25 protein-coding genes and 2 tRNA genes are annotated in these 24,238 nt (G+C 69.1%); 15 read left to right on the forward strand and 12 right to left on the reverse strand.

Translation table 11 applies throughout. From position 1 onward, the window contains the following. Positions 1 to 15: 15 nt before the first annotated feature. From ACWGUG_RS02945 to rpmH, 5 genes are read right to left on the reverse strand one after another with little or no spacing between them, the layout of a single operon-like run. A complete protein-coding gene (locus ACWGUG_RS02945) occupies positions 16 to 534 on the reverse strand; it encodes a Jag family protein (protein WP_378879297.1) in 519 nt (172 codons plus the stop codon). A 36-nt stretch (positions 535 to 570) separates the two neighbouring features. Beyond that, complete coding sequence (gene yidC / locus ACWGUG_RS02950; protein ID WP_336394012.1) at positions 571 to 1,707, reverse strand: membrane protein insertase YidC; 1,137 nt, start codon at positions 1,705 to 1,707, stop codon at positions 571 to 573. A gap of 8 nt (positions 1,708 to 1,715) precedes the next feature. Next, entirely contained in the window at positions 1,716 to 2,072 is a 357-nt protein-coding gene (gene yidD / locus ACWGUG_RS02955; protein WP_336394011.1) for a membrane protein insertion efficiency factor YidD, read from the reverse strand. Further along, positions 2,069 to 2,407 carry a ribonuclease P protein component gene (gene rnpA / locus ACWGUG_RS02960; RefSeq protein WP_336394010.1) on the reverse strand — a complete coding sequence of 113 codons (339 nt, stop codon included), beginning with the start codon at positions 2,405 to 2,407 and terminating at the stop codon, positions 2,069 to 2,071. The genes yidD and rnpA overlap by 4 nt, the downstream gene beginning before the upstream one ends. A gap of 8 nt (positions 2,408 to 2,415) precedes the next feature. Continuing rightward, positions 2,416 to 2,553, reverse strand: coding sequence for a 50S ribosomal protein L34 (rpmH, locus tag ACWGUG_RS02965; RefSeq protein ID WP_055952712.1), 138 nt, complete (start codon positions 2,551 to 2,553; stop codon positions 2,416 to 2,418). Between the two features lie 310 nt (positions 2,554 to 2,863). Between rpmH and dnaA the strand changes: the two genes are divergently transcribed. The 7 genes from dnaA to ACWGUG_RS03000 all read left to right on the forward strand — a co-directional run bounded on the left by dnaA (position 2,864) and on the right by ACWGUG_RS03000 (position 12,956). Further along, on the forward strand, positions 2,864 to 4,300 hold the full coding sequence (dnaA, locus tag ACWGUG_RS02970; RefSeq protein ID WP_452323796.1) for a chromosomal replication initiator protein DnaA: 1,437 nt from the start codon (positions 2,864 to 2,866) through the stop codon (positions 4,298 to 4,300). A gap of 477 nt (positions 4,301 to 4,777) precedes the next feature. Beyond that, positions 4,778 to 5,932, forward strand: coding sequence for a DNA polymerase III subunit beta (gene dnaN, locus ACWGUG_RS02975; protein ID WP_336394008.1), 1,155 nt, complete (start codon positions 4,778 to 4,780; stop codon positions 5,930 to 5,932). Positions 5,933 to 5,991: 59 nt separating this feature from the next. Continuing rightward, on the forward strand, positions 5,992 to 7,200 hold the full coding sequence (recF, locus tag ACWGUG_RS02980; RefSeq protein ID WP_452323797.1) for a DNA replication/repair protein RecF: 1,209 nt from the start codon (positions 5,992 to 5,994) through the stop codon (positions 7,198 to 7,200). Next, a complete protein-coding gene (locus ACWGUG_RS02985) occupies positions 7,193 to 7,717 on the forward strand; it encodes a DUF721 domain-containing protein (RefSeq protein WP_336394006.1) in 525 nt (174 codons plus the stop codon). Before recF ends, ACWGUG_RS02985 begins: the two co-directional genes overlap by 8 nt. Positions 7,718 to 7,838: 121 nt before the next feature. Beyond that, entirely contained in the window at positions 7,839 to 9,875 is a 2,037-nt protein-coding gene (gyrB, locus tag ACWGUG_RS02990) for a DNA topoisomerase (ATP-hydrolyzing) subunit B (RefSeq protein ID WP_336394005.1), read from the forward strand. A gap of 49 nt (positions 9,876 to 9,924) precedes the next feature. Continuing rightward, positions 9,925 to 12,555: a DNA gyrase subunit A gene (gene gyrA / locus ACWGUG_RS02995; RefSeq protein WP_336394004.1), complete on the forward strand. Its 2,631-nt coding sequence runs from the start codon at positions 9,925 to 9,927 to the stop codon at positions 12,553 to 12,555. Beyond that, positions 12,552 to 12,956, forward strand: a complete 405-nt coding sequence (locus ACWGUG_RS03000) for a DUF3566 domain-containing protein (RefSeq protein WP_336394003.1) — start codon at positions 12,552 to 12,554, stop codon at positions 12,954 to 12,956. The genes gyrA and ACWGUG_RS03000 overlap by 4 nt, the downstream gene beginning before the upstream one ends. Positions 12,957 to 13,012: 56 nt before the next feature. Here the strand turns inward: ACWGUG_RS03000 and ACWGUG_RS03005 are convergent, their stop codons facing one another. Next, positions 13,013 to 13,738 carry a VIT1/CCC1 transporter family protein gene (locus tag ACWGUG_RS03005; RefSeq protein ID WP_378879315.1) on the reverse strand — a complete coding sequence of 242 codons (726 nt, stop codon included), beginning with the start codon at positions 13,736 to 13,738 and terminating at the stop codon, positions 13,013 to 13,015. A gap of 73 nt (positions 13,739 to 13,811) precedes the next feature. On the opposite strand from ACWGUG_RS03005, the gene ACWGUG_RS03010 reads away from it, so the two are divergent. From ACWGUG_RS03010 to ACWGUG_RS03020, 3 genes are all read left to right on the forward strand, one after another. Then, a tRNA-Ile gene (locus tag ACWGUG_RS03010) sits at positions 13,812 to 13,885 on the forward strand. Positions 13,886 to 13,896: 11 nt separating this feature from the next. Then, positions 13,897 to 13,969 (forward strand) — tRNA-Ala (locus tag ACWGUG_RS03015). 83 nt (positions 13,970 to 14,052) lie between these two features. Continuing rightward, on the forward strand, positions 14,053 to 14,493 hold the full coding sequence (locus ACWGUG_RS03020) for an NUDIX hydrolase (RefSeq protein ID WP_452323798.1): 441 nt from the start codon (positions 14,053 to 14,055) through the stop codon (positions 14,491 to 14,493). Positions 14,494 to 14,544: 51 nt separating this feature from the next. Here the strand turns inward: ACWGUG_RS03020 and ACWGUG_RS03025 are convergent, their stop codons facing one another. Then, complete coding sequence (locus ACWGUG_RS03025) at positions 14,545 to 15,042, reverse strand: aminoacyl-tRNA deacylase (RefSeq protein WP_452323799.1); 498 nt, start codon at positions 15,040 to 15,042, stop codon at positions 14,545 to 14,547. Beyond that, complete coding sequence (locus ACWGUG_RS03030) at positions 15,035 to 15,550, reverse strand: DNA helicase (protein WP_336393999.1); 516 nt, start codon at positions 15,548 to 15,550, stop codon at positions 15,035 to 15,037. Before ACWGUG_RS03030 ends, ACWGUG_RS03025 begins: the two co-directional genes overlap by 8 nt. Positions 15,551 to 15,643: 93 nt before the next feature. Here ACWGUG_RS03030 and ACWGUG_RS03035 point away from each other — a divergent pair, with 93 nt between their 5' ends. Next, entirely contained in the window at positions 15,644 to 16,216 is a 573-nt protein-coding gene (locus ACWGUG_RS03035) for a peptidylprolyl isomerase (protein ID WP_336393998.1), read from the forward strand. Positions 16,217 to 16,225: 9 nt separating this feature from the next. Next, positions 16,226 to 17,119 (forward strand): rhomboid family intramembrane serine protease, encoded by an 894-nt coding sequence (locus ACWGUG_RS03040; protein ID WP_336393997.1) that lies wholly within the window; start codon positions 16,226 to 16,228, stop codon positions 17,117 to 17,119. 182 nt (positions 17,120 to 17,301) lie between these two features. Here the strand turns inward: ACWGUG_RS03040 and ACWGUG_RS03045 are convergent, their stop codons facing one another. Beyond that, positions 17,302 to 17,541: a cell division protein CrgA gene (locus tag ACWGUG_RS03045; protein WP_336393996.1), complete on the reverse strand. Its 240-nt coding sequence runs from the start codon at positions 17,539 to 17,541 to the stop codon at positions 17,302 to 17,304. A gap of 55 nt (positions 17,542 to 17,596) precedes the next feature. Between ACWGUG_RS03045 and ACWGUG_RS03050 the strand changes: the two genes are divergently transcribed. The 3 genes from ACWGUG_RS03050 to ACWGUG_RS03060 are packed head-to-tail and all read left to right on the forward strand — an operon-like array spanning position 17,597 to position 19,244. After that, entirely contained in the window at positions 17,597 to 18,400 is an 804-nt protein-coding gene (locus ACWGUG_RS03050; RefSeq protein WP_336393995.1) for a class E sortase, read from the forward strand. Further along, positions 18,400 to 18,585 (forward strand): hypothetical protein, encoded by a 186-nt coding sequence (locus ACWGUG_RS03055; protein WP_336395025.1) that lies wholly within the window; start codon positions 18,400 to 18,402, stop codon positions 18,583 to 18,585. Before ACWGUG_RS03050 ends, ACWGUG_RS03055 begins: the two co-directional genes overlap by 1 nt. An 8-nt stretch (positions 18,586 to 18,593) precedes the next feature. After that, positions 18,594 to 19,244, forward strand: coding sequence for an anthranilate synthase component II (locus ACWGUG_RS03060; protein WP_452324187.1), 651 nt, complete (start codon positions 18,594 to 18,596; stop codon positions 19,242 to 19,244). A gap of 26 nt (positions 19,245 to 19,270) precedes the next feature. On the opposite strand, the gene pknB is transcribed toward ACWGUG_RS03060, so the two are convergent. The 3 genes from pknB to ACWGUG_RS03075 form a co-directional block, all read right to left on the reverse strand. Further along, entirely contained in the window at positions 19,271 to 20,965 is a 1,695-nt protein-coding gene (gene pknB, locus ACWGUG_RS03065) for a Stk1 family PASTA domain-containing Ser/Thr kinase (RefSeq protein WP_336393993.1), read from the reverse strand. Positions 20,966 to 21,055: 90 nt separating this feature from the next. After that, the gene (locus tag ACWGUG_RS03070; RefSeq protein WP_452323800.1) at positions 21,056 to 22,780 is read right to left on the reverse strand and encodes a serine/threonine-protein kinase; all 1,725 of its coding nucleotides are present in this window, start codon (positions 22,778 to 22,780) and stop codon (positions 21,056 to 21,058) included. Then, complete coding sequence (locus ACWGUG_RS03075) at positions 22,777 to 24,237, reverse strand: peptidoglycan D,D-transpeptidase FtsI family protein (protein WP_452323801.1); 1,461 nt, start codon at positions 24,235 to 24,237, stop codon at positions 22,777 to 22,779. The genes ACWGUG_RS03070 and ACWGUG_RS03075 overlap by 4 nt, the downstream gene beginning before the upstream one ends. Position 24,238 lies beyond the last annotated feature (1 nt).

Genomic DNA, 24,238 nt, shown 5'->3' on the forward strand with positions numbered 1-24,238 from the left:
GTGAAACGTCGGCACTCAGCCGCGCCGGATCACGGTGTGACGATCGGCGCCCTCGCCGTACGACTCGGAGACGAAACCGCGCTCGGCGACGATGTCGTGGACCACCTTGCGCTCGTAGCTCGACATCGCCGGAAGCGAGGCCTGCGACGCGCCCTCGTCCAGTCGGGCGATCGCACGGTCGACGAGCGTCGCGAGCTCGTGCTGCCGCGCGTCGCGGGACCCGCCGACATCGAGGATCAGCCGCGAGAACCGCCCGGTGCGGCTCTGCACGGCGATCCGCGTCAACTCCTGAAGGGCCTGCACGGTGTCGGGTGCCGCGATGAGCGCCACCGAGCCGCCGGCGGGCGCCTCCACCGACACGTACGCCCGCCCGGCGCGGACGTCGAGATCCAGGTCGCCGTCGATGTCGGCGATGTCGAGCAGGCCCTCGATGAAGTCGGCGGCGATGTCGCCTTCCTCCTCGAGCTGGGCGACCGTCGCCGGAACGCGCTCGTCGCGAGCGTCGGTAGCGGCGAAGTCAGGAGACGTGGTCATGACGGGATTCCTCGGGGGAGCGGGTCGAAAGGGGACTCAGGATGCCGGACGCGGGCCGGGGGCACCGGCATCCGTCTCATCCGCCGGCTTGCCGCCGCCCGGCTTGGCACCCGGCTGCTTCTGCGCCTGCTTCTTCGCGCGCTGCTTGCTGACGGGCTGCTGACGCTTGGGCGCCGCGGCCTTGGCGCGCTCGGCCTCTTCGAACAGACGCTGCTGCTCGGCCTGGTACTTCTCCATCGGCACGACCTTGCCCGACGCGTCGATCGCCTTGCCCTTGCGAGCGAGGCGCTCCTCGCGCTCCTTGGCGGCGTCCGATCCGGGCGTAGGCATCTCACGGATGACCAGGAACTGCTGGCCCATCGTCCACAGGTTCGACACGAACCAGTAGATGACGACACCCAGCGGGAAGAAGACACCCGAGAAGACGAAGGCGAAGGGCAGGACGTACAGCATGATCTTCTGCATCTGGTACGCCTGGCCGGTCTTGGCCTCGGGAGACAGGTTCTTCGAGATGATCTGCAGCTGCGTGAAGAACTGCGAGACGATCATCAGCACAACGAGCGTGAGAAGGATGAGGATCGCGGGGGTGTTGCCGGTGTTGATCGCGTCGATGAGCGTCTCGTGCAGCGAGGCGACGCCGAAGAGCTTCGCGTTGTAGAACTCCGCGGTGAGCTCGGCGTTGAGCAGTCCGACACCGCCGACGCCGTCGTTGTAGTGGCGGGTCACGTCGTTGAGCACGCTGAACAGCGCGAAGAACACCGGCATCTGGACGAGCAGCGGCAGGCACGAGGAGACGGGCGTGGTGCCGTGCTTCTTGTACAGTGCCATCGTCTCGCGGCTCATCGCCTCGCGGGAGAGCTGATCGCGCTTGCCCTTGTACTTCTCCTGAACTTTTCGCAGTTCAGGAGCGATTTCCATCATCTTTCGCTGGCTCTTGATCTGCCGCACGAACAGCGGGATCATCGCCGAGCGGACGACGATCACGAGGCCGACGATCGACAGCACCCACGTGATGCCGTCTGCCGGCGGAAGACCGATCGCGGTGAACAGCCAGTGCCAGAAGACCAGCACGGCCTCGACCGCCCACTTCAGCGGCCACAGGATGATCCCGAACAGGTCGAATCCTCCGCCGGTCTGTTCGGGCGCGGGGGTGGAGGCCAGCAAGAGATCCATGCGGCGGATCAGTCCTTTCCGGTGGGGGCGGGCACGACGAACCCGTGAGGGGTCAGCGCGTGCCGGAAGTTCTTGTGCGGGGGCACGTCATCGACGCCGCCGGCCGCCCACGGGTGGCAGCGCGCGATGCGGGCGGCAGTCATGGCCGACCCGACGACCGCGCCGTGCTGCTGCACCGCGCCGACGGCGTACGCCGAGCACGACGGGTAGTACTTGCAGACGTCGCCGTAGGTGTGCGAGATCGTGGCGCGGTAGCCGTGAAGCAGCGCGAGGACCGCGTTGCGGGGGAGCAGCGGGATGCTGCGCAGGGAATCGGATGCCTCGAACCGGGCGTCTCCGAGTGCATAGGCCGGGAGCACGCTCATGCGGCGGCGCTCCGCGGGAGGCACTTCGTCACGTCGGTGCGCAGCTCGGCGAACGACGCCGACGCCGCACTCGGCAGGGCGCGGATCACGACGTCGCTTCCGGGCGCGACCGAGCCGAGGGACTCGAAGCACAGCGCCTTCAGCCGGCGCCGGACGGTGTTGCGCATCACGGCGCCGCCGACCTGGCGGCTGACGATGAAGCCGAACCGCGCCGGACCATCGGTCACGACGCGGCTGACATAGGTGACGGTGTGCGCTCCGGCACACCGACGACCCCTACGGACGACGGCCTTGTAATCCGCTCCGCGGGTGAGTCGGTTCGGCCTCGCGAGCACCGCTCGGCTCAGGCCGAGAGCTCGGTGCGCCCCTTGGCGCGACGAGCCGAAAGGATGCCGCGACCGGCGCGCGTGCGCATGCGGGCGCGGAAGCCGTGCTTCTTGGCGCGGCGGCGGTTGTTGGGCTGGAAGGTGCGCTTGCTCATGAGGAACTACTTCCGATCAGGTGTCACCGGGACGCTCGAGACCGGGGACGGGTGTACAGGGGCGACTGCCACGAGGGCATAAGTCAACCGATCAAGGCTACGTCGAGACGCCCGAGAACTCAAACCGAGCGGGGAACGTGTCATTATGCCCCCGGTGACGGCTGGACCCTGGCACCGACACGCAGGCCGGATCTACAGTGGAGTTTGCTCACGGGACGCCCGCTGACTAGCGTGGCTCCGGCAGTTATCCACAGGCTCGGACCGACGTTTCCGCGGCATCGGGTGGAATCGTCAACAACCCGGGGGGGCCATGTCATCGCACGAAGTTCCAGATGTTCCTGTCTGGACCGCCGTCCTGGACGAACTCGTGCGAGACGATCGCATCACCCCGCAGCTGCATGGCTTCATCAGCCTGGCCGTGCCGCAGGGCGTCATGGGCGGCACCCTCTATCTCGACGTGCCGAACGACCTCACCGCGGCGCAGTTCACCAAGCGCATGCGGGCGCCGATCCTCGAGGCGCTGACCCGCGTGGCCGAGGATGTCCAGGACCCGGCGTCGAACTTCCGGGTCGTCGTCAATCCCGACCTCGCTGACGCGCACCTGACCGCGCCGATCCCGCTTCAGTCCAGCGTCATCTCGCCGCAGCCGGCTGCGCCGCAGGTGGGACGCCCACCGCTCGAGGAGCCGGCGGACGCGGCATCCACCTCCCGCAATGACACCCGGCTCAACCCGAAGTACACGTTCGACAACTTCGTCATCGGCCAGTCCAACCGCTTCGCGCATGCCGCGGCGGTCGCGGTGGCCGAGGCTCCCGCGAAGGCGTACAACCCGCTCTTCATCTACGGGGACTCCGGACTGGGCAAGACGCACCTCCTGCACGCCATCGGCGACTACGCGCTCAGCCTCTATGCCGGAATCCGCGTGAGGTATGTGTCGAGCGAGGAGTTCACCAACGACTTCATCAACTCGATCGCCAACAACCGCGGCTCGGCGTTCCAGGCCCGGTACCGCGATGTCGACATCCTGCTGATCGACGACATCCAGTTCCTGCAGGGCCGCGCCGAGACGCAGGAGGCCTTCTTCCACACGTTCAACCAGCTGCACGACCACGACAAGCAGGTCGTGATCACGAGCGACGTCCCGCCGAAGCACCTGACCGGGTTCGAGGACCGCATGCGCAGCCGTTTCGAGTGGGGTCTCATCACCGACGTGCAGGCACCCGACCTCGAGACGCGCATCGCGATCCTCCGCAAGAAGGCGCAGTCCGAGCGGCTGCACATCCCCGACGAGGTGCTGGAGTACATCGCCACCGTCGTCTCCAGCAACATCCGCGAGCTCGAGGGCGCCCTGATCCGCGTGTCGGCGTTCGCGAGCCTCAACCGCTCCACGCTCGACATGTCGCTCGCCCAGACCGTGCTGCGGGACATCGTCGACCAGGACGACGCGAACGTGGTCTCGCCGACCGACATCATCACGGCGACCGCCGCGTACTTCAAGCTCACCGTCGACGACCTCTACGGCTCGAGCCGCTCGCAGCAGGTCGCGCAGGCCCGCCAGATCGCGATGTATCTGTGCCGTGAGCGCACGAGCCTGTCGCTGCCGAAGATCGGGCAGCTGTTCGGCAACCGCGACCACACCACCGTGATGTACGCCTACAAGAAGATCAGCGAGCTCATGAAGGAGCGCCGCTCGATCTACAACCAGGTCACGGAGATCACCGCTCAGCTCGGTCGGAACGGCCGCTGACGACCCCTCCCAGCCACGAAGCGGGCCCCCGATGCGCAGTCGGGGGCCCGCTTGCGCATATGCCGGAAGAAGTTCTTGACATCGGGGCCGAGGGAGCGCGATCATCCGGTTCTTCACAGTGTGGAAAACCTGTGGATAACTCTCGAAGCCTGCGGAAACGCCTGTGCACACCGGTGGGATGCCTGTGGATGAATGGGGGATGCCGGCGGCCGCGGCATCCGTCGTCCCGAAGTCCGTCCGCAGCCGCTCCACAACTCACACTCTTGTGGTTTCCGTGTGCCGACTGGCGAGTCGGACGTTCTCCACAGTTTCCACAGCCGTTAACACCATGACAAGAAATCTCTCTGATGAATCCCGTCCGATGACCTTCACGGTGGACAAGGGCTCGGACAGACCCGGACTCGCAATCGCCGGTGCTGGCACTAGCATGAGTACCCCGAGCCCGTAGCCTGCGGGTCCGCTGCAGAGGGAGCGTTCGTGAAGTTCCACGTCAATCGCGATGTGTTCAGCGAAGCCGTGTCGTTCGTCGTCAAGCTTCTGCCGCAGCGCAACCCCCAGCCGATCCTGGCGGGCGTGCTGATCGAGGCATCCGATGCGGGTCTCTCGCTCGCGGCGTTCGACTACGAGGCCTCGGCACGCACGACCATCGAGGCCACCGTCGACGAGCCGGGCACGATCCTGGTGCACGGCCGCCTGCTGTCGGACATCGCCAGCCGCTTGCCGAACGCCCCCATCCAGATCGAGGTCGATCAGGACGGCGGCATCCTGCTGACATGCGGGTCGGCGCGCTTCACGCTCGCATCCATGCCGGTGCAGGAGTACCCCGCGATCCCGGAGGTCTCGGGCGACTCGGGTCTCGTGCCGTCGGAGGACTTCGCCACCGCGATCTCGCAGGTCGCCTTCGCGGCATCCCGCGACGACGTCACCCCGGTGCTGACCGGTGTGCAGCTGGAGGTGTCGGGCACCAGCCTCAGCCTCGTCGCCACCGACCGCTACCGCGTCGCGCTGCGCGAAATCCCGTGGGACGGCGGCTCCACCGCGAGTGAGGAGGCGACGACGGCGCTCGTCCCCGCCCGCACGCTCACCGAGGTCGGCAAGACGTTCGCGCACGGCGGCGACATCTCGATCGCGTTCTCGGGGTCGGGCGACCGCGAGATCATCGCCTTCACCGCCGGCAACAAGACGGTGACCTCGCTGCTGATCAAGGGCAACTTCCCGCCGGTGCGGCGCCTCTTCCCCGAGCAGACCGATCACCACGCGGTGGTCAACACGGCCGAGCTCGCCGAGGCGGTGCGCCGCGTGTCGCTCGTGCTGGACCGTTCCGCCCCGCTGCGGTTCACGTTCACGGCCGACAGCGTGTCGATGGATGCCTCGGGCACCGAGCAGGCCCGTGCGACGGAGTCGGTCGACGCCACGCTGCAGGGCGGCGACGACGTGACGCTCGGCCTCAACCCCCAGTACCTGCTGGAGTCGCTCGGCGCGGTCAAGAGCGAGTTCGTCCGCATCACGTTCACGTCGAGCGAGAACGCGAACAAGCTCAGCCCCGTGCTGATCACGCCGCAGACCTCGGTCGACCGGGCAGGCTCGGACTCGTTCCGCTATCTGCTGCAGCCGAACCTGCTCCTGCGGTGACCCGGCGGCCGCCGGGCGGCCGGGGACCGGGCGTCGGCAGCGCTCACTAGGCTTGTCCGGTGATCGTGGAGCACCTGAGTCTGGTCGACTTCCGCAACTATGCGGCAGCCGACGTCGAGCTCGGGCCGGGTCCGAACGTCTTCGTCGGCCGCAACGGCCAGGGCAAGACGAACCTCGCCGAAGCGATCGGGTTCTTCGCGACCCTGGGCTCGCATCGCGTCTCGAACGACGCGCCCATGGTGCGCGACGGCGCGGATGCCGCGATCATCCGCGCCCGGCTGGCTCACGGCGACCGGCGCGTGCAGCTGGAGGCGCAGATCAACCGGCAGGGCTCCAACAAGGCTCGGGTCAACGGCTCGACGGTGAAGCCGGCCGAGCTCCCGCGCTACGCGCAGGTCGTGCTGTTCGCGCCCGAGGATCTGCAGATCGTCCGCGGCGACCCGTCGGCCCGGCGACGCTTCGCCGACCAGCTCCTCGTGCAGCGCGCGCCGCGCATGGCCGGCGTGATCTCGGACTACGACCGGGTCCTCAAGCAGCGCACGGCGCTGCTCAAGTCCGCCAGAGCGCGCGGAATCCGCGGTGACGCCCTGTCCACGTTGGACGTGTGGGACGACAAGCTCGTCTCCCTCGGCACTCAGCTGATCGCCGCGCGGCTGGCGCTGGCCGCCGACCTCGCCACGCCCCTCGCGGCCGCGTACACCGCGATCGCCGGCGCCGACCACAACCCCGAGATCGAATGGGCGCTGTCGGTCGCGGGCGCCGACACGGGTGAGGACGCCGACGGATCGGCCGCACCGGCGTCGGGCGCGTCCGGCGCAGGACCGGCTCCGGATGCCTCGACCGCACGCATCGCCGAGCTCTTCCGGCTGGCGCTCGCGGCCCGGCGCACGTCCGAGCTCGAGCGCGGGCTCACGCTCGTCGGCCCGCATCGCGACGACCTGCTGCTGCGGATCCGCGGCCTGCCGGTGAAGGGCTACGCGTCGCACGGCGAGTCGTGGTCGGTGGCGCTGTCGCTGCGCCTCGCCTCGGCCGAGCTCCTGCGAGCGGACTCGCAGCTCGGCGACCCGGTGCTCATCCTCGACGACGTGTTCGCCGAGCTCGACGCCGATCGCCGCGCGCGTCTGGCCCACCTGGCCGCCGGATACGAGCAGGTCGTCGTCACCGCGGCCGTCGAAGGAGACGTCCCCGAGAACCTCCGCGCCCGGATGGTGCGCGTGGAGGCGGGCCGGATCATCGGGCGCGTGGACGAGGAGCGGGCCGATGCCTGACCCGTCGACGGGCCCGGAATCCGGCGCGGGGGCCGACCGCGCGGCGCTGCCCGAGACCATCGCGACCTACCTGCGCCTGCGCGGCCTCGAGCCGTCGGCGCGTTCGTACCGCAAGCGCCGCCGGCGCACCGAGGACGACGAGAACCTGCCGTTCGCTCCCGGCCGCGACCCGCGCGGAGTGGGCGACGTGCTCTCCGATCTCACGCGCGAAGCGGGGTGGGATGCCCAGCTCGCCCGTGAGGACGTGGTGCGCGCCTGGGCCGAGGTCGCCGGTGAGGACACCGCTCGGCACACCCGCCCGGTCGCATTCTCGGGGGGAACGCTGACGGTCCAGGCGGACTCGACGGCGTGGGCGAAGCAGCTCCAGCTGATGCGCGCGCACATCCTCTCGGAGATCGTCCGGCGGTTCCCCGAGGCCGGGGTCGACGCAGTCCGCTTCATCGGGCCGGACGTCCCCTCCTGGAAATGGGGTCCCAGAACGATTCCAGGGCGGGGTCCGCGCGATACCTACGGCTGAACCACGTCAGGAGCCGTCCGGAAGGATTTCATGCGCTCATACGGGCGTAGAGCGTCGTCATCGAGGCGTTACCCGATAGACTGTCGGGGTCCCCTCCGAAGGATTTGGAGCCATCGCGAAGATGACGTCTGACAACCCCGACAACGTTTCCGAGGAACCCGAAACGCCCGACCGGGCTCCCAGCGAATACGGGGCAGATGCCATCCAGGTCCTGGAGGGCCTCGAAGCCGTCCGCAAGCGACCCGGCATGTACATCGGGTCCACCGGCGAACGCGGTCTGCACCACCTGGTCTACGAGATCGTCGACAACTCGGTCGACGAGGCGCTCGCCGGCTACTGCGACGCGATCAGCGTCACGATCCTCGAGGACGGCGCCGTCCGCGTCATCGACAACGGCCGCGGCATCCCGGTCGGCATGCACCGCACCGAGGGCAAGTCGACCGTCGAGGTGGTCCTCACCGTCCTCCACGCCGGCGGCAAGTTCGGCGGCGGCGGCTACGCGGTCTCGGGCGGCCTCCACGGCGTGGGCTCCTCCGTCGTCAACGCGCTGTCGACCCGCCTCGAGGTCGAGGTCAGGCGCGAGGGCCACGTGTGGCGGCAGTCGTACCGCGACGGCGGGCAGCCGCAGGCGCCGCTGGAGAGAGGCGAGGAGAGCACCGAGACCGGGACGATCATCACGTTCTGGCCCGACCCCGGCATCTTCGACACCGTCGAGTTCGACTACGACACGCTGCGCACGCGCTTCCAGCAGATGGCGTTCCTCAACAAGGGACTGCGGATCAGCCTGCGCGACGAGCGGCCGCAGGCGCTCATGCCCGACGACGACCCGGCCGACGGAATGAGTGAGCCGCAGCCCCGCCACGACGACTTCCTCTACGAGCGAGGTCTCGTGGACTACGTGGAGCACCTCAACAAGGTGCGCCACGCGGACGTCGTCAACGACGAGATCATCGAGGTCGAGTCCGAGGACACCGTGCGCCACATCTCGATCGAGCTGGCCATGCAGTGGACGACGAGCTACACCGAGAACGTGTTCACCTTCGCCAACACGATCAACACGCACGAGGGCGGAACCCACGAGGAGGGGTTCCGCGCCGCCCTCACGACGCTGGTCAACCGATACGCCCGCGGGCAGAACATGCTCAAGGAGAAGGACGAGAACCTCACCGGCGAGGACATCCGCGAGGGGCTCACGGCCGTCATCTCGGTGAAGCTCTCCGAGCCGCAGTTCGAAGGGCAGACCAAGACGAAGCTCGGCAACACCGAGGCGAAGGCGTTCGTCCAGAAGGTCGTCGGCGACAAGCTCGGCGACTGGTTCGACCGCAACCCGACGCAGGCCAAGAACGTCATCCGCAAGGCGATCGACGCGGCCTCCGCCCGCCTCGCCGCACGCAAGGCGCGCGAGACCGCCCGCCGCAAGAGCGTGTTCGAGTCGGCCGCGATGCCCGACAAGCTCAAGGACTGCACCAGCAAGGACCCGTCGATCAGCGAGATCTTCCTCGTCGAGGGGGACTCGGCGGGCGGCTCGGCGGTGCAGGGGCGCGACCCGCACACGCAGGCGATCCTGGCGCTGCGCGGCAAGATCCTCAACGTCGAGCGCGCCCGCCTCGACAAGGCGCTGTCCAACAAAGAGGTCCAGGCGATGATCCAGGCCTTCGGCACGGGCATCGGCGAGGACTTCGACATCGGCAAGGCGCGGTATCACAAGATCGTGCTGATGGCGGATGCCGACGTCGACGGCCAGCACATCACCACGCTGCTGCTGACGCTGCTGTTCCGGTACATGCGCGGACTCATCGAGGCCGGCTTCGTCTACCTCGCCATGCCCCCGCTGTACCGCCTGAAGTGGTCGAACTCCGCGCACGAGTACGTGTACTCCGACAAGGAGCGCGACGCGCTGCTGGAGGACGGACTGGCAGGCGGCAAGCGGATCCCCAAGGATTCCGGCATCCAGCGCTACAAGGGCCTCGGTGAGATGAACGCCAAGGAGCTGTGGGAGACGACGATGGACCACCGCACGCGGACGCTCCGCCAGGTGACCATCGACGACGCGGCGGCCGCCGACGAGATCTTCTCGGTGCTGATGGGCGAGGACGTCGAATCCCGCCGCACGTTCATCCAGCGCAACGCCAAGGACGTCCGCTTCCTCGACATCTGAGCCGCGGACAGGTCCACGCACCGGTTCACGGAGAACACGAAAGACACACATGGCAGACGAAGAGCGTCCCGACCCGAACGCCGAACACGAGCACGGCCGTATCGACCAGGTCGACCTGCAGCTGGAGATGCAGCGCAGCTACCTCGACTACGCGATGGCGGTCATCATCGGCCGCGCGCTGCCCGACGTGCGCGACGGCCTCAAGCCCGTGCACCGGCGCGTCCTGTACGGCATGTACGACGGCGGCTTCCGCCCCGACAAGTCGTTCTCGAAGTGCGCGCGCGTCGTCGGCGAGGTGATGGGCCAGTACCACCCGCACGGCGACACGGCGATCTACGACGCGCTCGTACGCCTCGTGCAGCCATGGTCGATGCGCTACCCGCTGGCCCAGGGCCAGGGCAACTTCGGCTCGCCCGGCAACATGGGCGCTGCGGCCCCGCGGTACACCGAGACGAAGATGGCTCAGCTCGCGCTCGAGATGGTGCGCGACATCGAAGAAGAGACCGTCGACTTCCAGGACAACTACGACGGCCAGACCCAGGAGCCGTCCGTCCTGCCGGCGCGCTTCCCCAACCTGCTGGTCAACGGCTCGGTCGGCATCGCGGTCGGCATGGCGACCAACATCCCGCCGCACAATCTCCGCGAGGTGTCGGCGGGTGCGCTGTGGGCGCTGGACAACCCGGAGGCCAAGCGCGAGGAGCTGCTCGAGGCGCTCATGGAGCGCATCCCCGGCCCCGACTTCCCGACGGGTGCGCAGATCCTCGGCACGAAGGGCATCCGCGAGGCCTACCGCACCGGGCGCGGCTCGATCACCATGCGTGCGGTCGTCTCCATCGAGGAGATCCAGGGTCGCACCTGCCTCGTCATCACCGAGCTGCCGTACCAGGTCAACCCCGACAACCTCGCGGTGAAGATCGGCGATCTGGCCCGCGAGGGCAAGATCACCGGGATCGCCGACATCCGCGATGAGACCAGTGACCGCACCGGGCAGCGCCTCGTGGTGGTGCTCAAGCGGGATGCCGTCGCGAAGGTCGTGCTGAACAACCTGTACAAGCACACGCAGCTGCAGGAGAACTTCGGCGCGAACATGCTCGCGATCGTCGACGGCGTGCCGCGTACTCTCCCGCTCGACGGCTTCGTGTCGTACTGGATCGAGCACCAGATCGACGTCATCGTGCGTCGCACGACCTACCGGCTCCGCGAGGCCGAGAAGCGCATGCACATCCTGCGCGGCTACCTCAAGGCGCTCGACGCCCTCGACGAGGTCATCGCGCTCATCCGCCGGTCGCCGACCGTGGACGACGCGCGCGAGGGACTGAAGTCGCTGCTGGAGATCGACGACATCCAGGCCGACGCGATCCTGCAGATGCAGCTGCGCCGCCTGGCAGCCCTCGAGCGTCAGAAGATCGTCGACGAGGCGACCGACCTCGAGGCGAAGATCGCCGACCTCAACGACATCCTCGTCAAGCCGGCGCGCCAGCGCTCGATCGTGCGCGACGAGCTGACCAGCATCGTGGAGAAGTTCGGCGACGAGCGCCGCACCCACATCCTGCCCGGCTACGACGGCGACATGTCGGTGGAGGACCTCATCCCCGAAGAGGAGATGGTGGTCACCGTCACGCGCGACGGCTACATCAAGCGCACTCGCAGCGACAACTACCGGTCGCAGCACCGCGGCGGCAAGGGCGTCAAGGGCGCCCAGTTGCGCGCCGACGACGTCGTCGAGCACTTCTTCGTCACGACGACCCACCACTGGCTGCTGTTCTTCACGAACAAGGGTCGCGTGTACCGGTCGAAGGCGTACGAGGTGCCGGAGGCCGGTCGCGACGCGAAGGGCCAGCACGTCGCCAACCTCCTCGCGCTGCAGCCCGACGAGGAGATCGCGCAGATCCTCGACATCCGCGACTACTCGGTGGCGACCTACCTCGTGCTCGCGACCCGCAACGGCCTGGTGAAGAAGACGCGCCTCAGCGAATACGACACCAACCGCCAGGGCGGCATCATCGCGATCAGGCTCCGCGGTCAGGTGCCCGACGAGACCGGCGACGCCGACGCGGGTCCCGACGACGAGGTCGTCAGCGCGCTGCTGGTCGACGAGGGCGACGACATCCTCCTCATCAGCCGGCACGGCATGTCGCTGCGCTTCTCCGCCACCGACTCGGCGCTGCGGCCCATGGGCCGCTCGACCTCGGGCGTGAAGGGAATGGACTTCCGGGCGGGCGACAGCCTGCTGTCGGCATCCGTCGCCAGCGACGAGGGATTCGTCTTCGTGGTCACCGAGGGCGGCTACGCGAAGCGGACCTCGGTGGACCAGTATCGGGTGCAGAACCGGGGCGGACTGGGCATCAAGGTGGCCAAGCTGAGCGAGGATCGCGGCGATCTCGCGGGCGGTCTCATCGTCTCGGAGGACGACGAGGTCTTGGTGGTTCTTGCCAGCGGCAAGGTGGTACGCTCTGCCGTGGCCGAGGTCCCCGCCAAGGGTCGAGACACGATGGGAGTCGTGTTCGCCCGCTCCGACGAAGCCGATCGCATCCTCGCGATCGCACGCAACGGCGAACGGGGCCTGGCCGAAGAACCAGACGACGCAGCCGCCGACGGCGCCGAAGAGGCCCCGTCACCCGAGGTCCCCGCCGGGACGGATGCCTCGCCCGAGACCCCCGAAGAGAGCACCGACTCATGAGCACAGTAGCCGACAAGCTCGCCAAGAAATCCAGCCACAAGACGAGCGCCAAGCAGGTCCGCCTGCGCCTGGTGTACATCGACTTCTGGTCGGCCGTGAAGCTGTCCTTCCTCGCCGCCATCGCGATCGCCGTGGTCACCGTCGTGGCGTTCGTGATGGTGTTCCTGGTGGTGCAGACCACCGGCCTCATCGCGAAGGCGGACGAGTTCTTCTCGAGCTTCTCCGACGGCAGCATCCTGCTGTCGCACTTCGTGAGCTTCCCCCAGGTGCTGGCCTTCTCGGCCGTCGTGGCGATCCTCAACCTCGTCGTCGTCACCGTCCTCGGCGCCGTCATCGCGGGCATCTACAACCTCGCGGTCAAGGTGACCGGCGGCCTGCTGGTCGGGTTCACCTCCAACTGACCGTTACGTCCGAGCGCCGGCATCCGATTCGGGTGCCGGCGCTTCGCGTTGGCGGGTCAGACGACGGCCGTGCCCAGCATCGTGCCGATGATCCACGTCACCGCGAGCGCCAGCGCGCCGCCGATGACGAGCCGGGCGGCCGCGCGCAGGCGCGGCGCACCGCCCAGGACCGCCGACAGCGTGCCCGTGGCGGCGAGGGCGAGCAGCACCGCGACGAAGGTCACGGGCACCCGCCATTCCGGCGGCGGAAGCAGGATCGCCAAGAGCGGCAGCAGAGCGCCGAGCGTGAACGCGATCGCCGACGAGATCGCGGCGTGCCACGGGTTGGCGAGGTCCTCCTGGTCGATGTGCAGCTCGACCTCCAGGTGTGCCGACAGCGCGTCGTGCGCGGTGAGCTCCTCGGCGACCTGGCGGGCGGTCGCGTCCGAGAGGCCGCGGGCCCGGTACAGCCCGGTCAGCTCGTCCAGCTCGGCCTCGGGCATGTCGCGCAGCTCACCGCGCTCCTTGGCGATGAGGGCGCGCTCGGAGTCCCGTTGACTGCTGACCGACACGTACTCGCCGAGCGCCATCGAGATCGCGCCGCCGACGAGCCCGGCGATGCCGGCGGTGAAGAGAGCGCCGGTGTCGGTGGTCGCGCCGGCGACGCCGACGACGAGCGCCGCGACCGAGACGATGCCGTCATTGGCGCCGAGGACGCCCGCGCGCAACCAGTTCAGTCGCTGCCCCACTCCTGCGCCGTGGGGCTCGTCCGGGTGCGCGTTCGTGGTCACGGCACCAGTCAACCAGCCCGATTCGTGAAATCGCCATCCGTCGGGTAAAGTCTTGGAGGTTGCGGGGCGCAAGCGCCGCGACGACGGGGCTATAGCTCAGGCGGTTAGAGCGCTTCACTGATAATGAAGAGGTCCCAGGTTCAAGTCCTGGTAGCCCCACCGTAAGCCCCGGGGCCTTAGCTCAGTTGGTAGAGCGCCTGCTTTGCAAGCAGGATGTCAGGAGTTCGAATCTCCTAGGCTCCACAGAAGATGCACCTCCACACGAAGCCGGTCCCGACCAGGGCCGGCTTCTCGTTCTCACGACCGCCCCGCGGTTAGGGTGAATCATGGACCTCCGCGTCGCTGCCTACGCGGTGATCGTCGATGACGATGACCGGATCCTGCTCGCCCACTGGAACGAAGGGCGCCGGTCAGCGTGGACGATGCCGGGCGGCGGGCTGGAGCCCGGCGAGGACCCCGAGCGGGCGGCGCGCCGCGAGGTGCGGGAGGAGACCGGCTACCGGGTCGCGATCGAGCGGCTGCTCGGCATCCACTCCCGCGTCATCCCGCCGGGGCGGCGGCTGACGCCGCAGGCCGAGGCACCGCTGCACACCCTCCGCATCGTCTACCGCGCCCGTGTCACCGGCGGACGCCTGCGCCACGAGCAGGACGGCTCTACCGACCGGGCGGAGTGGTTCCCACTCTCGGATGTCAGAGGCCTCCAGCGCGTGAAGCTCGTCGACATCGCGATCGAGATGGCCGGCATCGAACTGCCCCGGAAACGCTGAGGCCCGGCGGGGACGCGACCGCCCGGTCGAGCGGGGCGGCGATTCGAGCCGTCAGTCCATCGGCTGCGAGATGTCGGCGACCGTGGCCCCGTACGCGGCGATGAGATCGTCGGCGTCCACGAACATGCTGTAACCATGCGCGCCGGCGCCCATTGCGATGCGCTCACCCACGATCGCGCTGTCGGCGTAGACCGGCCAGTCGTGCGTGCTGCCGAGCGGCACGATGGTGCCGCGCTCGTAGCCGGTCGCGGCCAGGGCGCGCGCCGGGTCGGGCAACTGGAGCTTGTTCACCCCCACGACGGCGCGCAGCTTCGGCCACGAGATCGCGCGGTCCCCCGGGATCAGCGCGAACAGGAACGTGTCGTCGCTGCGCTTGACCACGAGCGTCTTCACGATCCCCGACGGCGGGATGCCGAGGATGGCTGCCGCCTCCGGGAGGCTGTTCGCCGCGGGGCGTTCGCGGATCTCGATCGCCAGACCGCGCGCGGCAGCGGCCGCGCGGACGCGGTCGGTGCCGGTGGAACTCTCGTCGGTCGCGGACTCAGGCATCCGGCGCGCGCAGCGGGTCGTCCGCGACCCACAGCTCGTCGTCGGCACGCAGCGTCTGCCATGCCGCGTACAGCACACCGACAGCCGCGGCGACGCCCAGGACGATGGCGATCCAGCCGCCGGCGCCGATACCCTTCTTGACGGGCTCGGGAGCCGCCTTGCGGAACGATGCCTTGAGATCGAGGCCGCGCCCGCCCGCCAGACGCTCGCGCGTGTCGTTCGCGGCATCCCACACCGACATCGCAGAGCCCATGACGGCACCGGCCGCGGGGATGATCGTGCTGTTGACGACCTTCTTGCCCTTGTCGACATACGGCGCGGCGTAGCGGTCGTAGTTGGCCTGGACCTGCGGCTTGACCTGCTCGCGACCGTAGTTGCCGAGCTGGCGGCTGGCCTCGCGGGCCATGGATGCCGCCTCTCCGACCAGGACCTGCTGCGTCTCCCACAGGTTGCTGGCCTGCTTCTGCAGCTTCACGAGTTCCTTCTTGCGCTTGCGGCTGAGGCTCACGGTGCCCTCCCTTTGGGGATGTCGGTCTCCTTCATCTTGCCAGACCTCCGCCCGGACGGCAGGGGTTGCAGGGAACTCTGAGACAATGTATGAATGCCGCTTCACACCGCAGTCGCAACGATCCACACCAACCACGGCGACATCGTCGTCAACCTGTTCGGCGACCACGCGCCGCGCACGGTGCAGAACTTCATCGGCCTGTCCGACGGCTCGCAGGCGTGGACGCACCCCGCGACGGGCAAGCCCGGCGAGGGCCCCCTGTACAAGGACGTCATCTTCCACCGCATCATCTCGGGCTTCATGATCCAGGGCGGCGACCCGCTGGGTCAGGGCGTCGGCGGTCCCGGCTACAACTTCAACGACGAGATCAACGGCGAGCTCACCTTCACCGCGCCGTACAAGCTCGCCATGGCCAACGCCGGTCTTCGCCGCAACGCCATCACCGGCCAGCCCGAGGGCACCAACGGCTCGCAGTTCTTCATCACGGTTCCCGGTCAGGGCGGCCGCGGCCCGGAGTGGCTGCAGGGCAAGCACACGATCTTCGGCGAGGTCGCCGACGACGCGTCGAAGGCCGTCGTCGACGCCATCAGCGAGGTCCCGACCGCTGCCGGCGACCGTCCGGTGGAGCCCGTCGTGATCGAGTCGATCGACGTCGCCACGGTCTGACCGCAGCGCGTGACCACCGACGACCTCAGCCGCAACCGCGAGAACTTCTGCTACCGGCACCCCGATCGCCAGAGCTTCGTGCTCTGTCAGCGGTGCCTGCGCACGATCTGTCCGGAGTGCCAGACCACCGCCGCCGTCGGCGTGATCTGCCCGGAGTGCCTGCGCGACCAGCAGAAGGCGCAGTCCCCTGCGCAGCGCAAGGCCGAGCGTCGGTGGTCTCGCCCGCGGGCGCTGTCGGCGTCTGCCGGGCAGCCGGTCGTCACCTACACGATCATCGCGCTGACCGCGTTCGTCTTCCTGCTGTCGCTGATCCCCGGCGGCGTCGGCGACGCGGTGCAGGGCGCGCTCCTCTACTGGGCCCCCGCGCTCTACCCGCAGTTCAACGGTGAATTCCAGCCGTGGCGGCTCGTCACCGTCTCGCTCGTGCACTCCGGGTTCTGGCACGTCGGCCTCAACATGCTGGCGCTGTGGATGATCGGCCGCAGCCTCGAGCCGCTGCTCGGTCGCTGGCGATTCCTCACCCTCTATGTCCTCAGCACGCTCGGCGGCTCCGTGGCGGTCACGCTGCTGTCGTTCACGACACCCGTGGTCGGGGCATCCGGAGCGATCTTCGGCTTGTTCGGCGCGCTGCTGGTGATCGGCCGCCACATCGGCGCGAACATCGCGGGGATCGCGATCGTGCTGGGCGTCAACCTGGTCATCGGGTTCATCCCCGGCTTCAACGTCTCGTGGCAGGCGCACATCGGCGGCCTTCTGGTGGGCCTGCTCGTGGCGTTCATCTTCACGCGCACGCGTGCGGTGCGTCAGCGCGGCCTGCAGATCGGCCTGCTCGTCGTCGTCGGCGCAGGACTCGTGGCACTGCTGTTCGTGCCCGTCGTCTTCCCCTCGCTGATCCTCCTGTAGCCTGCCCGTTCGAGCGGCCGGGTGGACTTATCCACAGGTTCATCCACAGGTGGGGAGAATCACACCTGTGTAATTCACACCTGTTAACAGGGTTGCTAACAACCGTCGGATGCCACGACGGACGGCATCCGCACACGGAAAAGCCCCGGTCATCAGAGACCGGGGCTTCTGCTGGCGACGCGCTAGCGCCAGCGTGTCGTCATGAGGAAGCCGATGAAGGCGATGCCGAAGCCGATCACCAGGTTCCACGCACCGATGCCGGGAATGGGCCACGCCATTCCGCTCAGGTAGAACACGAGGATCCACACGAGACCGATGAGCATCAGTCCGATCATGATCGGCTTGAACCACACCGGGTTGGGTGCGGCTTCGCCTTCTGCGCGCTCGACGAGCGGGTCGTCGTCTTTGCCGGGTCGTGCCATGCAGAGAAGTCTAGCCTGGCCGTCGGTGTGAACCCGTGCGTGCGAGAATCCCCCTGTGGATGAAGCGGTGGCACCCTCCGGCCGCGTCGCGGGGACGAGTGCGCGCCCGGCGCGGCGCCCGTCGGTCGTGGGCGTCATCGGCGAGCTCCTCATCACCGCGGGCGTCATCGTGCTGCTCTACGTCGTGTGGCAGCTGTGGGTCGGCGACATGATCTACGGTGCCGAGCGCAACGCCACGGGCTCCTCGCTGTCGCAGGAGTGGGCGAAGGAGGGGGGCGTGCCCGCACCGCCGGCCCCCGCTGCGACCGATGAGACTGACGAGCCCGCCTCCGAACCCGCCGGCCCCGTCACGGCCGCTCCCCCGGTCCTCGCCGAACCCGCCGACGCCGAGACCTTCGCGGTCATGCGCATCCCGCGGTTCGGTGACGACTATGCGGTGCCGGTCGCCGGCGGCGTGACGCGGGCGCGCACGCTGGACCCCATCGGGATCGGACACTACCCGGGCACGTCGATGCCCGGCCAGCCGGGGAACTTCGCCGTCGCCGCACACCGGACGACGTGGGGCAAGCCGTTCAACCGCATCGCCGAGCTCCGCCTGGGCGACGCCATCGTCGTCGAGACGCCCGAGGGGTGGTTCACCTACCGGTTCCGCACCCTCCAGTACGTGACGCCGAGCGAGGTGGAGGTGCTGCTGCCGGTGCCGCAGGCGGCGGACGTCCCCGCCGGTACTGCCTACATCACCCTCACCAGCTGCAGCCCCATGTTCGCGATGACCGAGCGCATCGTCGCGTACGGGGTGTTCGAATCGTTCACGCCGCGCACGGCCGGCGAGCCGGCGTCCCTGCAGGCGGTGGCGTGATGTACGCGGCGCTGTGGCATGTGCTTCCCGGCCCCTGGTGGGTGCGGGTGCTGATCCTCGTGGTGCTCGTCGCCGCGGCGCTGTACGGACTCCTCTTCCACGTCTTCCCGTGGGTGAGCCAGTTCGTCAACCCGCAGGAGGTCACCGTCGCCCTCGCCGGCGTCGCGGACGGGCGGAGGTCATGACCTCGGCGATGCCGGCGGCGCCGGTCCTGGTCGTCGACAACCACGACAGCTTCGTCCACACCCTCATCGGGTACCTGCACGAGCTCGGTGCCGAGACCGACCTCGTCGAGGCGGACCGCATCGCCGACCCCGCGCGCGACATCGCCGGGCGCCCCGGGGTCCTGGTGTCGCCCGGCCCGGGGACCCCGGCCGACGCGGGGGCGTCGATCGACGTGGTCCGCGCCGCGGCGGAGGCCGGCATTCCTCTCCTCGGCGTGTGCCTGGGACACCAGGCCATCGGCGAGGCCTTCGGCGCGCGGGTCGATCACGCCCCCGAGCTCATGCACGGCATCACGTCGCAGGTCCATCACGACGGCTCCGCGCTCTACGCCGGACTCGTCGATCCCTTCACCGCGACCAGGTACCACTCCCTCGCCATCGTGCCCGAGACGGTCCCGGACGACCTCGTCGTGACCAGCCGCACCGACAGCGGCGTCATCATGGGGATCGCCCACCGGACCGCTCCCCTCCTCGGTGTGCAGTTCCACCCCGAGAGCGTGCTCACCGACGGCGGGTACCGGCTGCTGGGCAACTGGCTCGCCTCCGTCGGATACGCGGATGCCGCGACCCGCGGCGCGGCGCTGAGCCCGCGCAGGGGCGCGCGCGGCCAGGGCGCGTAGGCGCGCGTCCGGCGTCGGGTCTCCCGCTACGACCCCGAGCAGTACGTGAGGGTGATCTCGGATCGCACGGGCACGTCGCCCGGCGGGAGGGACTGGGACTGGACGGTCGCCGGATCGGCGCCCGGGCAGTTCGGGTCCTCCGCCGGGATGACCGTGAGTCCCGCCGATTCCAGCTCGCGCGTCGCCGCATCCAGCGTGTACCCGCGCACATCGTCGATCGCGACGCGTCCTGAGGCGACGACGAGGTTCACCGTGGTGCCCTGCGGAACGCTCGCCGCGTCCGCCGGATCGCTCGAGATGACGGTGCCGGCCGTGAGACCGGCGTCGTTCTGCGTCGTGATCGTGCCGAGCACCAGACCGGCGTCGGTGAGGGCCGCGATCGCGGCATCCTGCGCCAGCCCCGTCAGCGTGGGCACCGTCGCCATCTCCTGGCCGCTGGAGACGTACACCCGCACCTGCTGCTCGGGCTCGACCGACGTGCCGGCCTCGGGATCGGTGCGGATGACGTTGCCCTCGGGGACGGCCGTGTTCTCCTCGTCGACGCGGAACGCCAGCAGATCGCTCTCGGCGAGCTCCTCGTTGGCCCTCTCGTAGGTCATCCCCTCGACGTTCGGCACGACCCGCACGTTCGCGGGCATGTCGTCGCCCGGCTGGATCGAGAGCACCCAGAACAGCAGCGAGATGAGCAGCACCGCGAGCAGCCCGACGCCCGCCCAGATCCACGCGACCGGCGGGCCGGCCTGGGTGCGCTTCATCGTGGTGTCGGTGCTGAGCTGACGCAGCGACCGGGCGGTCTCGGCCGCCTGACGCGGGTTGGGACCGTACAGCTCGCTGGTGAGCGCGCCGACCTGGCGCTTGGACGGCTCGCGGCCGTCGACCGTCGCGTCCAGCGCCTCCCGGAAGCGGGCGGCGTCCTGGTAGCGCTGGAACGGGTCCTTCGCGAGCGCGCGGAGCGCGACGGTGTCGAGGGCGCGCGGGACGGTCTCGTTGACCTCCGAGGGCGGCACCGGCGCCTCGCTGACATGCTGATACGCCACGGCGACCGGCGACTCGCCGCGGAACGGCTGGCGTCCGGTGAGCAGCTCGTACAGCACCACGCCGGTGGAGTACACGTCGGCGCGTGCGTCGACGGGCTCCCCCTTGGCCTGCTCCGGCGAGAAGTAGGCGGCGGTCCCGAGGATCTGGGTGGTCTCGGCCACCGTGGACGAGCCGTCCGACACCGCGCGCGCGATGCCGAAGTCCATGACCTTCACCTGGCCGGCGTCGGTCACCATCACATTGCCCGGCTTGATGTCGCGGTGGATGACACCCGCGCGGTGCGAGTACTCGAGAGCCTCGAGGATGCCGTCGACGTAGCGGACGGCATCCGTCACCGGAACCGGGCCGGAGGAGATGATCTCTTTGAGCAGGCGCCCCTTGACGAGCTCCATCACGATGAACGGAACCGGGCGCAGCGTGCCGTCGGGCGTGGTGAGGGAGTCCTCGCCGGCGTCGTAGACGCGCACGATCGTCGGGTGGGCCATGCGGGAGGCCGCCTGCGCCTCGAGGCGGAACCGGGTGCGGAAGGCGTTGTCGTCGGCCAGCTCGCGATCCAGGACCTTGATCGCGACCTCGCGGCCCAGCGTCAGATCGTACCCACGGTAGACACTGGCCATTCCGCCGCGGCCGATGGGCTCGTCGATGCGATAGCGCCCCGAAAGCACACGCGGCTCAGCTGTCACGGTCACTCCCTGCCTGGAACACAAGCCAGACTATCCGAGCGAGAGCGGGTCACGCGGCCGACCGGACCCGCTCCCCGGACTCACTCAGGCTCAGCCGTCGCCCAGCACGTCCGTCGGCTCGGGTGTCGGAGTCGCGGCCTCGATGAGCACCGTCGCCTCGCCGGACTCGCCCGAGGTGCGGTTGCCCGCCGACCCGCCGCTGCACGTCACGTTGTAGGTGACGATGACCGTCTGCCCGGCGGCGTCGCCCGCGGTGACCGTCGCGTTGCGGGCGTTCTGCGGGAAGTTCGGGCCGTTCGCGATGGAGCCGTTCTGCACCGTGAAGGTGTACGCGCTCACCGATCCGGTGCCCGGCGGGCAGCTGTAGCCCTCCCACATGACCGTCAGGTCGCCCCCGGGCTCCACCGTCTGCGGCGAGCCCTGGAACGTGGGCGCGGTGGGCGTGGGCATCGGGGTCTGGCCGGCATACACCGTCAGCTCGACGACCGTGCCCAGCTGGACGTTGCCCGTCGGGCTGACGTCGTAGACCTTGCCCTCGCTCGGCTGATCGGGAGCGGCGTTCCCCTCGGCGCACGTCGCACCCAGGCCCAAGCCGTCCAGCGCGGCGGAGGCCGTGGCGCAGTCCGAGCCGATGTAGTCCGCCGCGACGACGTTCGCCGTGGTCGGCGTCGGGGTCGGCGTGTTCGTCGGGGTCGGGGTGGCCGACGGCGAGCTGCGCGTCGGTTCGGGGGTCGGCGTGTCCTGGTTGGCGATGACCGCCCAGATCGTGCCGGCCAGCACGAGCAGCAGCAGCGCGATGAGCGCGATCAGCGGCCACGTCCACGGGCTGCGCTTCTTCTTCTCGGCCGGCTCGTCGGTCACGACCTCTTCGACCGGGGTCGCCAGGATGCGCGTCGCCGCGCCGGCGTCGGCCCCGGCACCCAGGAGCTGCGTCGTCGCATCGGCCGCGACGGCTCCGCCTGCGATGGCGGGCACGGCCGCGGCCGCGGCGGCCACGTCTCCACGCCGCAGCGCGGTCGCGGCGCGCGCCACGGCGGCGGCGGACGCGGGCCGGTCCTCCGGCTTCTTGGCGATCATCGCCATGACGAGGTTCTGCACGGGGGCGGCGACCGTGGCCGGAAGCGGCGGCGGCTGCTCGTTGATCTGCGCCATGGCGATCGCCACCTGGGACTCACCGGTGAAGGGACGCTTCCCGGCGAGGCTCTCGTACGCGACGATGCCCAGCGAGTAGATGTCGGTGGCCGGCGAGGCCGGGTGACCGGAGGCCTGCTCGGGCGACAGGTACTGGACGGTGCCCATCACCTGGCCCGTCGCGGTGAGCGGCACCTGGTCGGCGATGCGTGCGATGCCGAAGTCGGTGATCTTGACGCGCCCGTCCGGCGTGATGAGCAGGTTGCCGGGCTTGATGTCGCGGTGCACGAGCCCCGCGGCGTGCGCGGCCTGCAGGGCGGCGGAGGTCTGCGCGACGACATCGAGGGTCTTGTCGGTCGAGAGCGACACGTCGCGCTCGAGGATCGTCGACAGCGCCTCGCCGGGAACGAGCTCCATGACCAGGAACGCGCTGCCGTTCTCCTCGCCGTAGTCGAACACGCTCGCGATGCCCTCGTGGTTGACCAGCGCGGCATGCCGGGCCTCGGCGCGGAAGCGCTCCAGGAACCCGGGATCGCCCATGTACTCGTCTTTGAGGATCTTGATGGCGACCGTGCGTCCGATGACGTGGTCTGTCGCCTCCCAGACCTCGCCCATGCCGCCGATCGCTATGCGCGAGTCGAGTTCGTAGCGGCCGCCGAAGGTCACGCCCTGCGTCGGTCTCATCGTCCCAGCACCGCCTCCATGACCTTCTTCGCGATAGGAGCGGCGATGGTGTTGCCGCTGCCCGATTGCCCTTGCCCGCCGCCGTCTTCCACGACGACGGCGACGGCGACTTCCGGGCTCTGCGCGGGTGCGAACCCGGTGAACCACAGCGTGTATGGTTCGCCGGTTCCGTTCTCCGCGGTACCGGTCTTACCGGCCACGTCGACTCCGTCTATTCTTGCACCCGACGCAGCGCCGTCACTGACATTGGCGACCATCATGGCGACCAGCTCCTCTGCGAGATCGGCGTCGAGAGCCCGCCCGAATTCGGTGTCTTCGAATGTCTGCTGCACCGAGAGATCCGGTCCGATCACGCGGTCGACCATGCGCGGGTTCATGACGACCCCGCCGTTCGCGATGCCCGCCGACACCATCGCGATCTGCAGCGGAGTGGCCGTCACCTGGCCCTGACCGAAGCCGCTCAGCGCCGTCTGGGCGTCGTCCTGGATCGTGCGCGGGTAGCCCGACGGCGTCGAGACCAGCGGGATCTCCACCGGGACGTTGAAGCCGTACTTCTCCGCCTCCTCGCGGATCGCGGTGTCGCCGAGCTCGACGGCGAGCTCCGCGAACGGGATGTTGCAGCTGAGCCGGAGGGCGTCCGCGAGCGACACCGTCTCACCGGGACCGCACGTCCCGCCGCTGGCGTTGTGCACCACGCTGCTGGACTGCGGCAGCTGGTACGTCGCCGGGTTCGGCAGCTGCGAGTCCGGCGTGTACTCGCCGGAGGCCAGCGCGGCCGACGCCGTCACCAGCTTGAAGGTCGAGCCCGGCGGGTTCAGGTCGCCCGCGATGGCGCGATTGGACAGGGGCATGCCGGGGTCGGCGACGAGCTCGTCGTAGGTCGCGTTCACCTGTTCGGTGTCGTGCGAGGCCAGCACGTTGGTGTCGTAGCTCGGGCTCGTCACGAGTGCGAGCACGCGGCCGGTCGACGGCTCGATCGCGATCACGCCGCCCTGCAGGTCGCCGAGCGCCTCGAAGGCCGCGCGCTGCACGTCGGCATCCAGCGACAGCACGACGTTCGACCCGCGGGGCGGCTGTCCGGTGAAGATGCGCTCCAGGCGGGAGAGGAACTGCGAGCCCGCGGTGCCGCTGAGCTGCTGGTTCATCGCCTGCTCGATCCCGGTGGCCGAGTTGAGCGCCGGGTTGATGTAGCCGGTGACCGGCGCCCACATGGCGGCGTCGGTGTACACCCGCTGCCAGCTGTAGAGGTCGTCGGATACCACGGACGAGGCGATCGCCGAGCCGCTCGCGATGATCGACCCGCGCTGCACCTCGTACGAGTCGTACAGCGCGCGGCGGTTCTCGGGGTTCGCGCCGAGCTCGTCGGACTGGATCACCTGGATCCAGCTCGTGGACGCGAAGAGGGCGAGGAACATGAGCAGCATCAGGATGCTGAGGCGACGGAGTTCTTTCGTCATG

It is taken from the genome of Microbacterium sp. NPDC055455, assembly GCF_053619935.1.

Excerpts from the sequence above, each read along its gene's own strand:
- ACWGUG_RS02985 (WP_336394006.1), top strand. The coding sequence starts at position 7,193 with ATGCCTGACCCGTCGACGGGCCCGGAATCCGGCGCGGGGGCCGACCGC.
- ACWGUG_RS03075 (WP_452323801.1), bottom strand. The coding sequence starts at position 24,237 with ATGACGAAAGAACTCCGTCGCCTCAGCATCCTGATGCTGCTCATGTTC.
- yidD (WP_336394011.1), bottom strand. The coding sequence starts at position 2,072 with ATGAGCGTGCTCCCGGCCTATGCACTCGGAGACGCCCGGTTCGAGGCA.
- ACWGUG_RS03070 (WP_452323800.1), bottom strand. The coding sequence starts at position 22,780 with ATGAGACCGACGCAGGGCGTGACCTTCGGCGGCCGCTACGAACTCGAC.
- ACWGUG_RS03035 (WP_336393998.1), top strand. The coding sequence starts at position 15,644 with ATGCCGCTTCACACCGCAGTCGCAACGATCCACACCAACCACGGCGAC.
- rpmH (WP_055952712.1), bottom strand. The coding sequence starts at position 2,553 with ATGAGCAAGCGCACCTTCCAGCCCAACAACCGCCGCCGCGCCAAGAAG.
- ACWGUG_RS03045 (WP_336393996.1), bottom strand. The coding sequence starts at position 17,541 with ATGGCACGACCCGGCAAAGACGACGACCCGCTCGTCGAGCGCGCAGAA.
- ACWGUG_RS03000 (WP_336394003.1), top strand. The coding sequence starts at position 12,552 with ATGAGCACAGTAGCCGACAAGCTCGCCAAGAAATCCAGCCACAAGACG.
- dnaA (WP_452323796.1), top strand. The coding sequence starts at position 2,864 with ATGTCATCGCACGAAGTTCCAGATGTTCCTGTCTGGACCGCCGTCCTG.
- gyrB (WP_336394005.1), top strand. The coding sequence starts at position 7,839 with ATGACGTCTGACAACCCCGACAACGTTTCCGAGGAACCCGAAACGCCC.
- yidC (WP_336394012.1), bottom strand. The coding sequence starts at position 1,707 with ATGGATCTCTTGCTGGCCTCCACCCCCGCGCCCGAACAGACCGGCGGA.
- ACWGUG_RS03025 (WP_452323799.1), bottom strand. The coding sequence starts at position 15,042 with ATGCCTGAGTCCGCGACCGACGAGAGTTCCACCGGCACCGACCGCGTC.
- ACWGUG_RS02945 (WP_378879297.1), bottom strand. The coding sequence starts at position 534 with ATGACCACGTCTCCTGACTTCGCCGCTACCGACGCTCGCGACGAGCGC.
- ACWGUG_RS03055 (WP_336395025.1), top strand. The coding sequence starts at position 18,400 with ATGTACGCGGCGCTGTGGCATGTGCTTCCCGGCCCCTGGTGGGTGCGG.
- ACWGUG_RS03060 (WP_452324187.1), top strand. The coding sequence starts at position 18,594 with ATGCCGGCGGCGCCGGTCCTGGTCGTCGACAACCACGACAGCTTCGTC.
- ACWGUG_RS03020 (WP_452323798.1), top strand. The coding sequence starts at position 14,053 with ATGGACCTCCGCGTCGCTGCCTACGCGGTGATCGTCGATGACGATGAC.
- gyrA (WP_336394004.1), top strand. The coding sequence starts at position 9,925 with ATGGCAGACGAAGAGCGTCCCGACCCGAACGCCGAACACGAGCACGGC.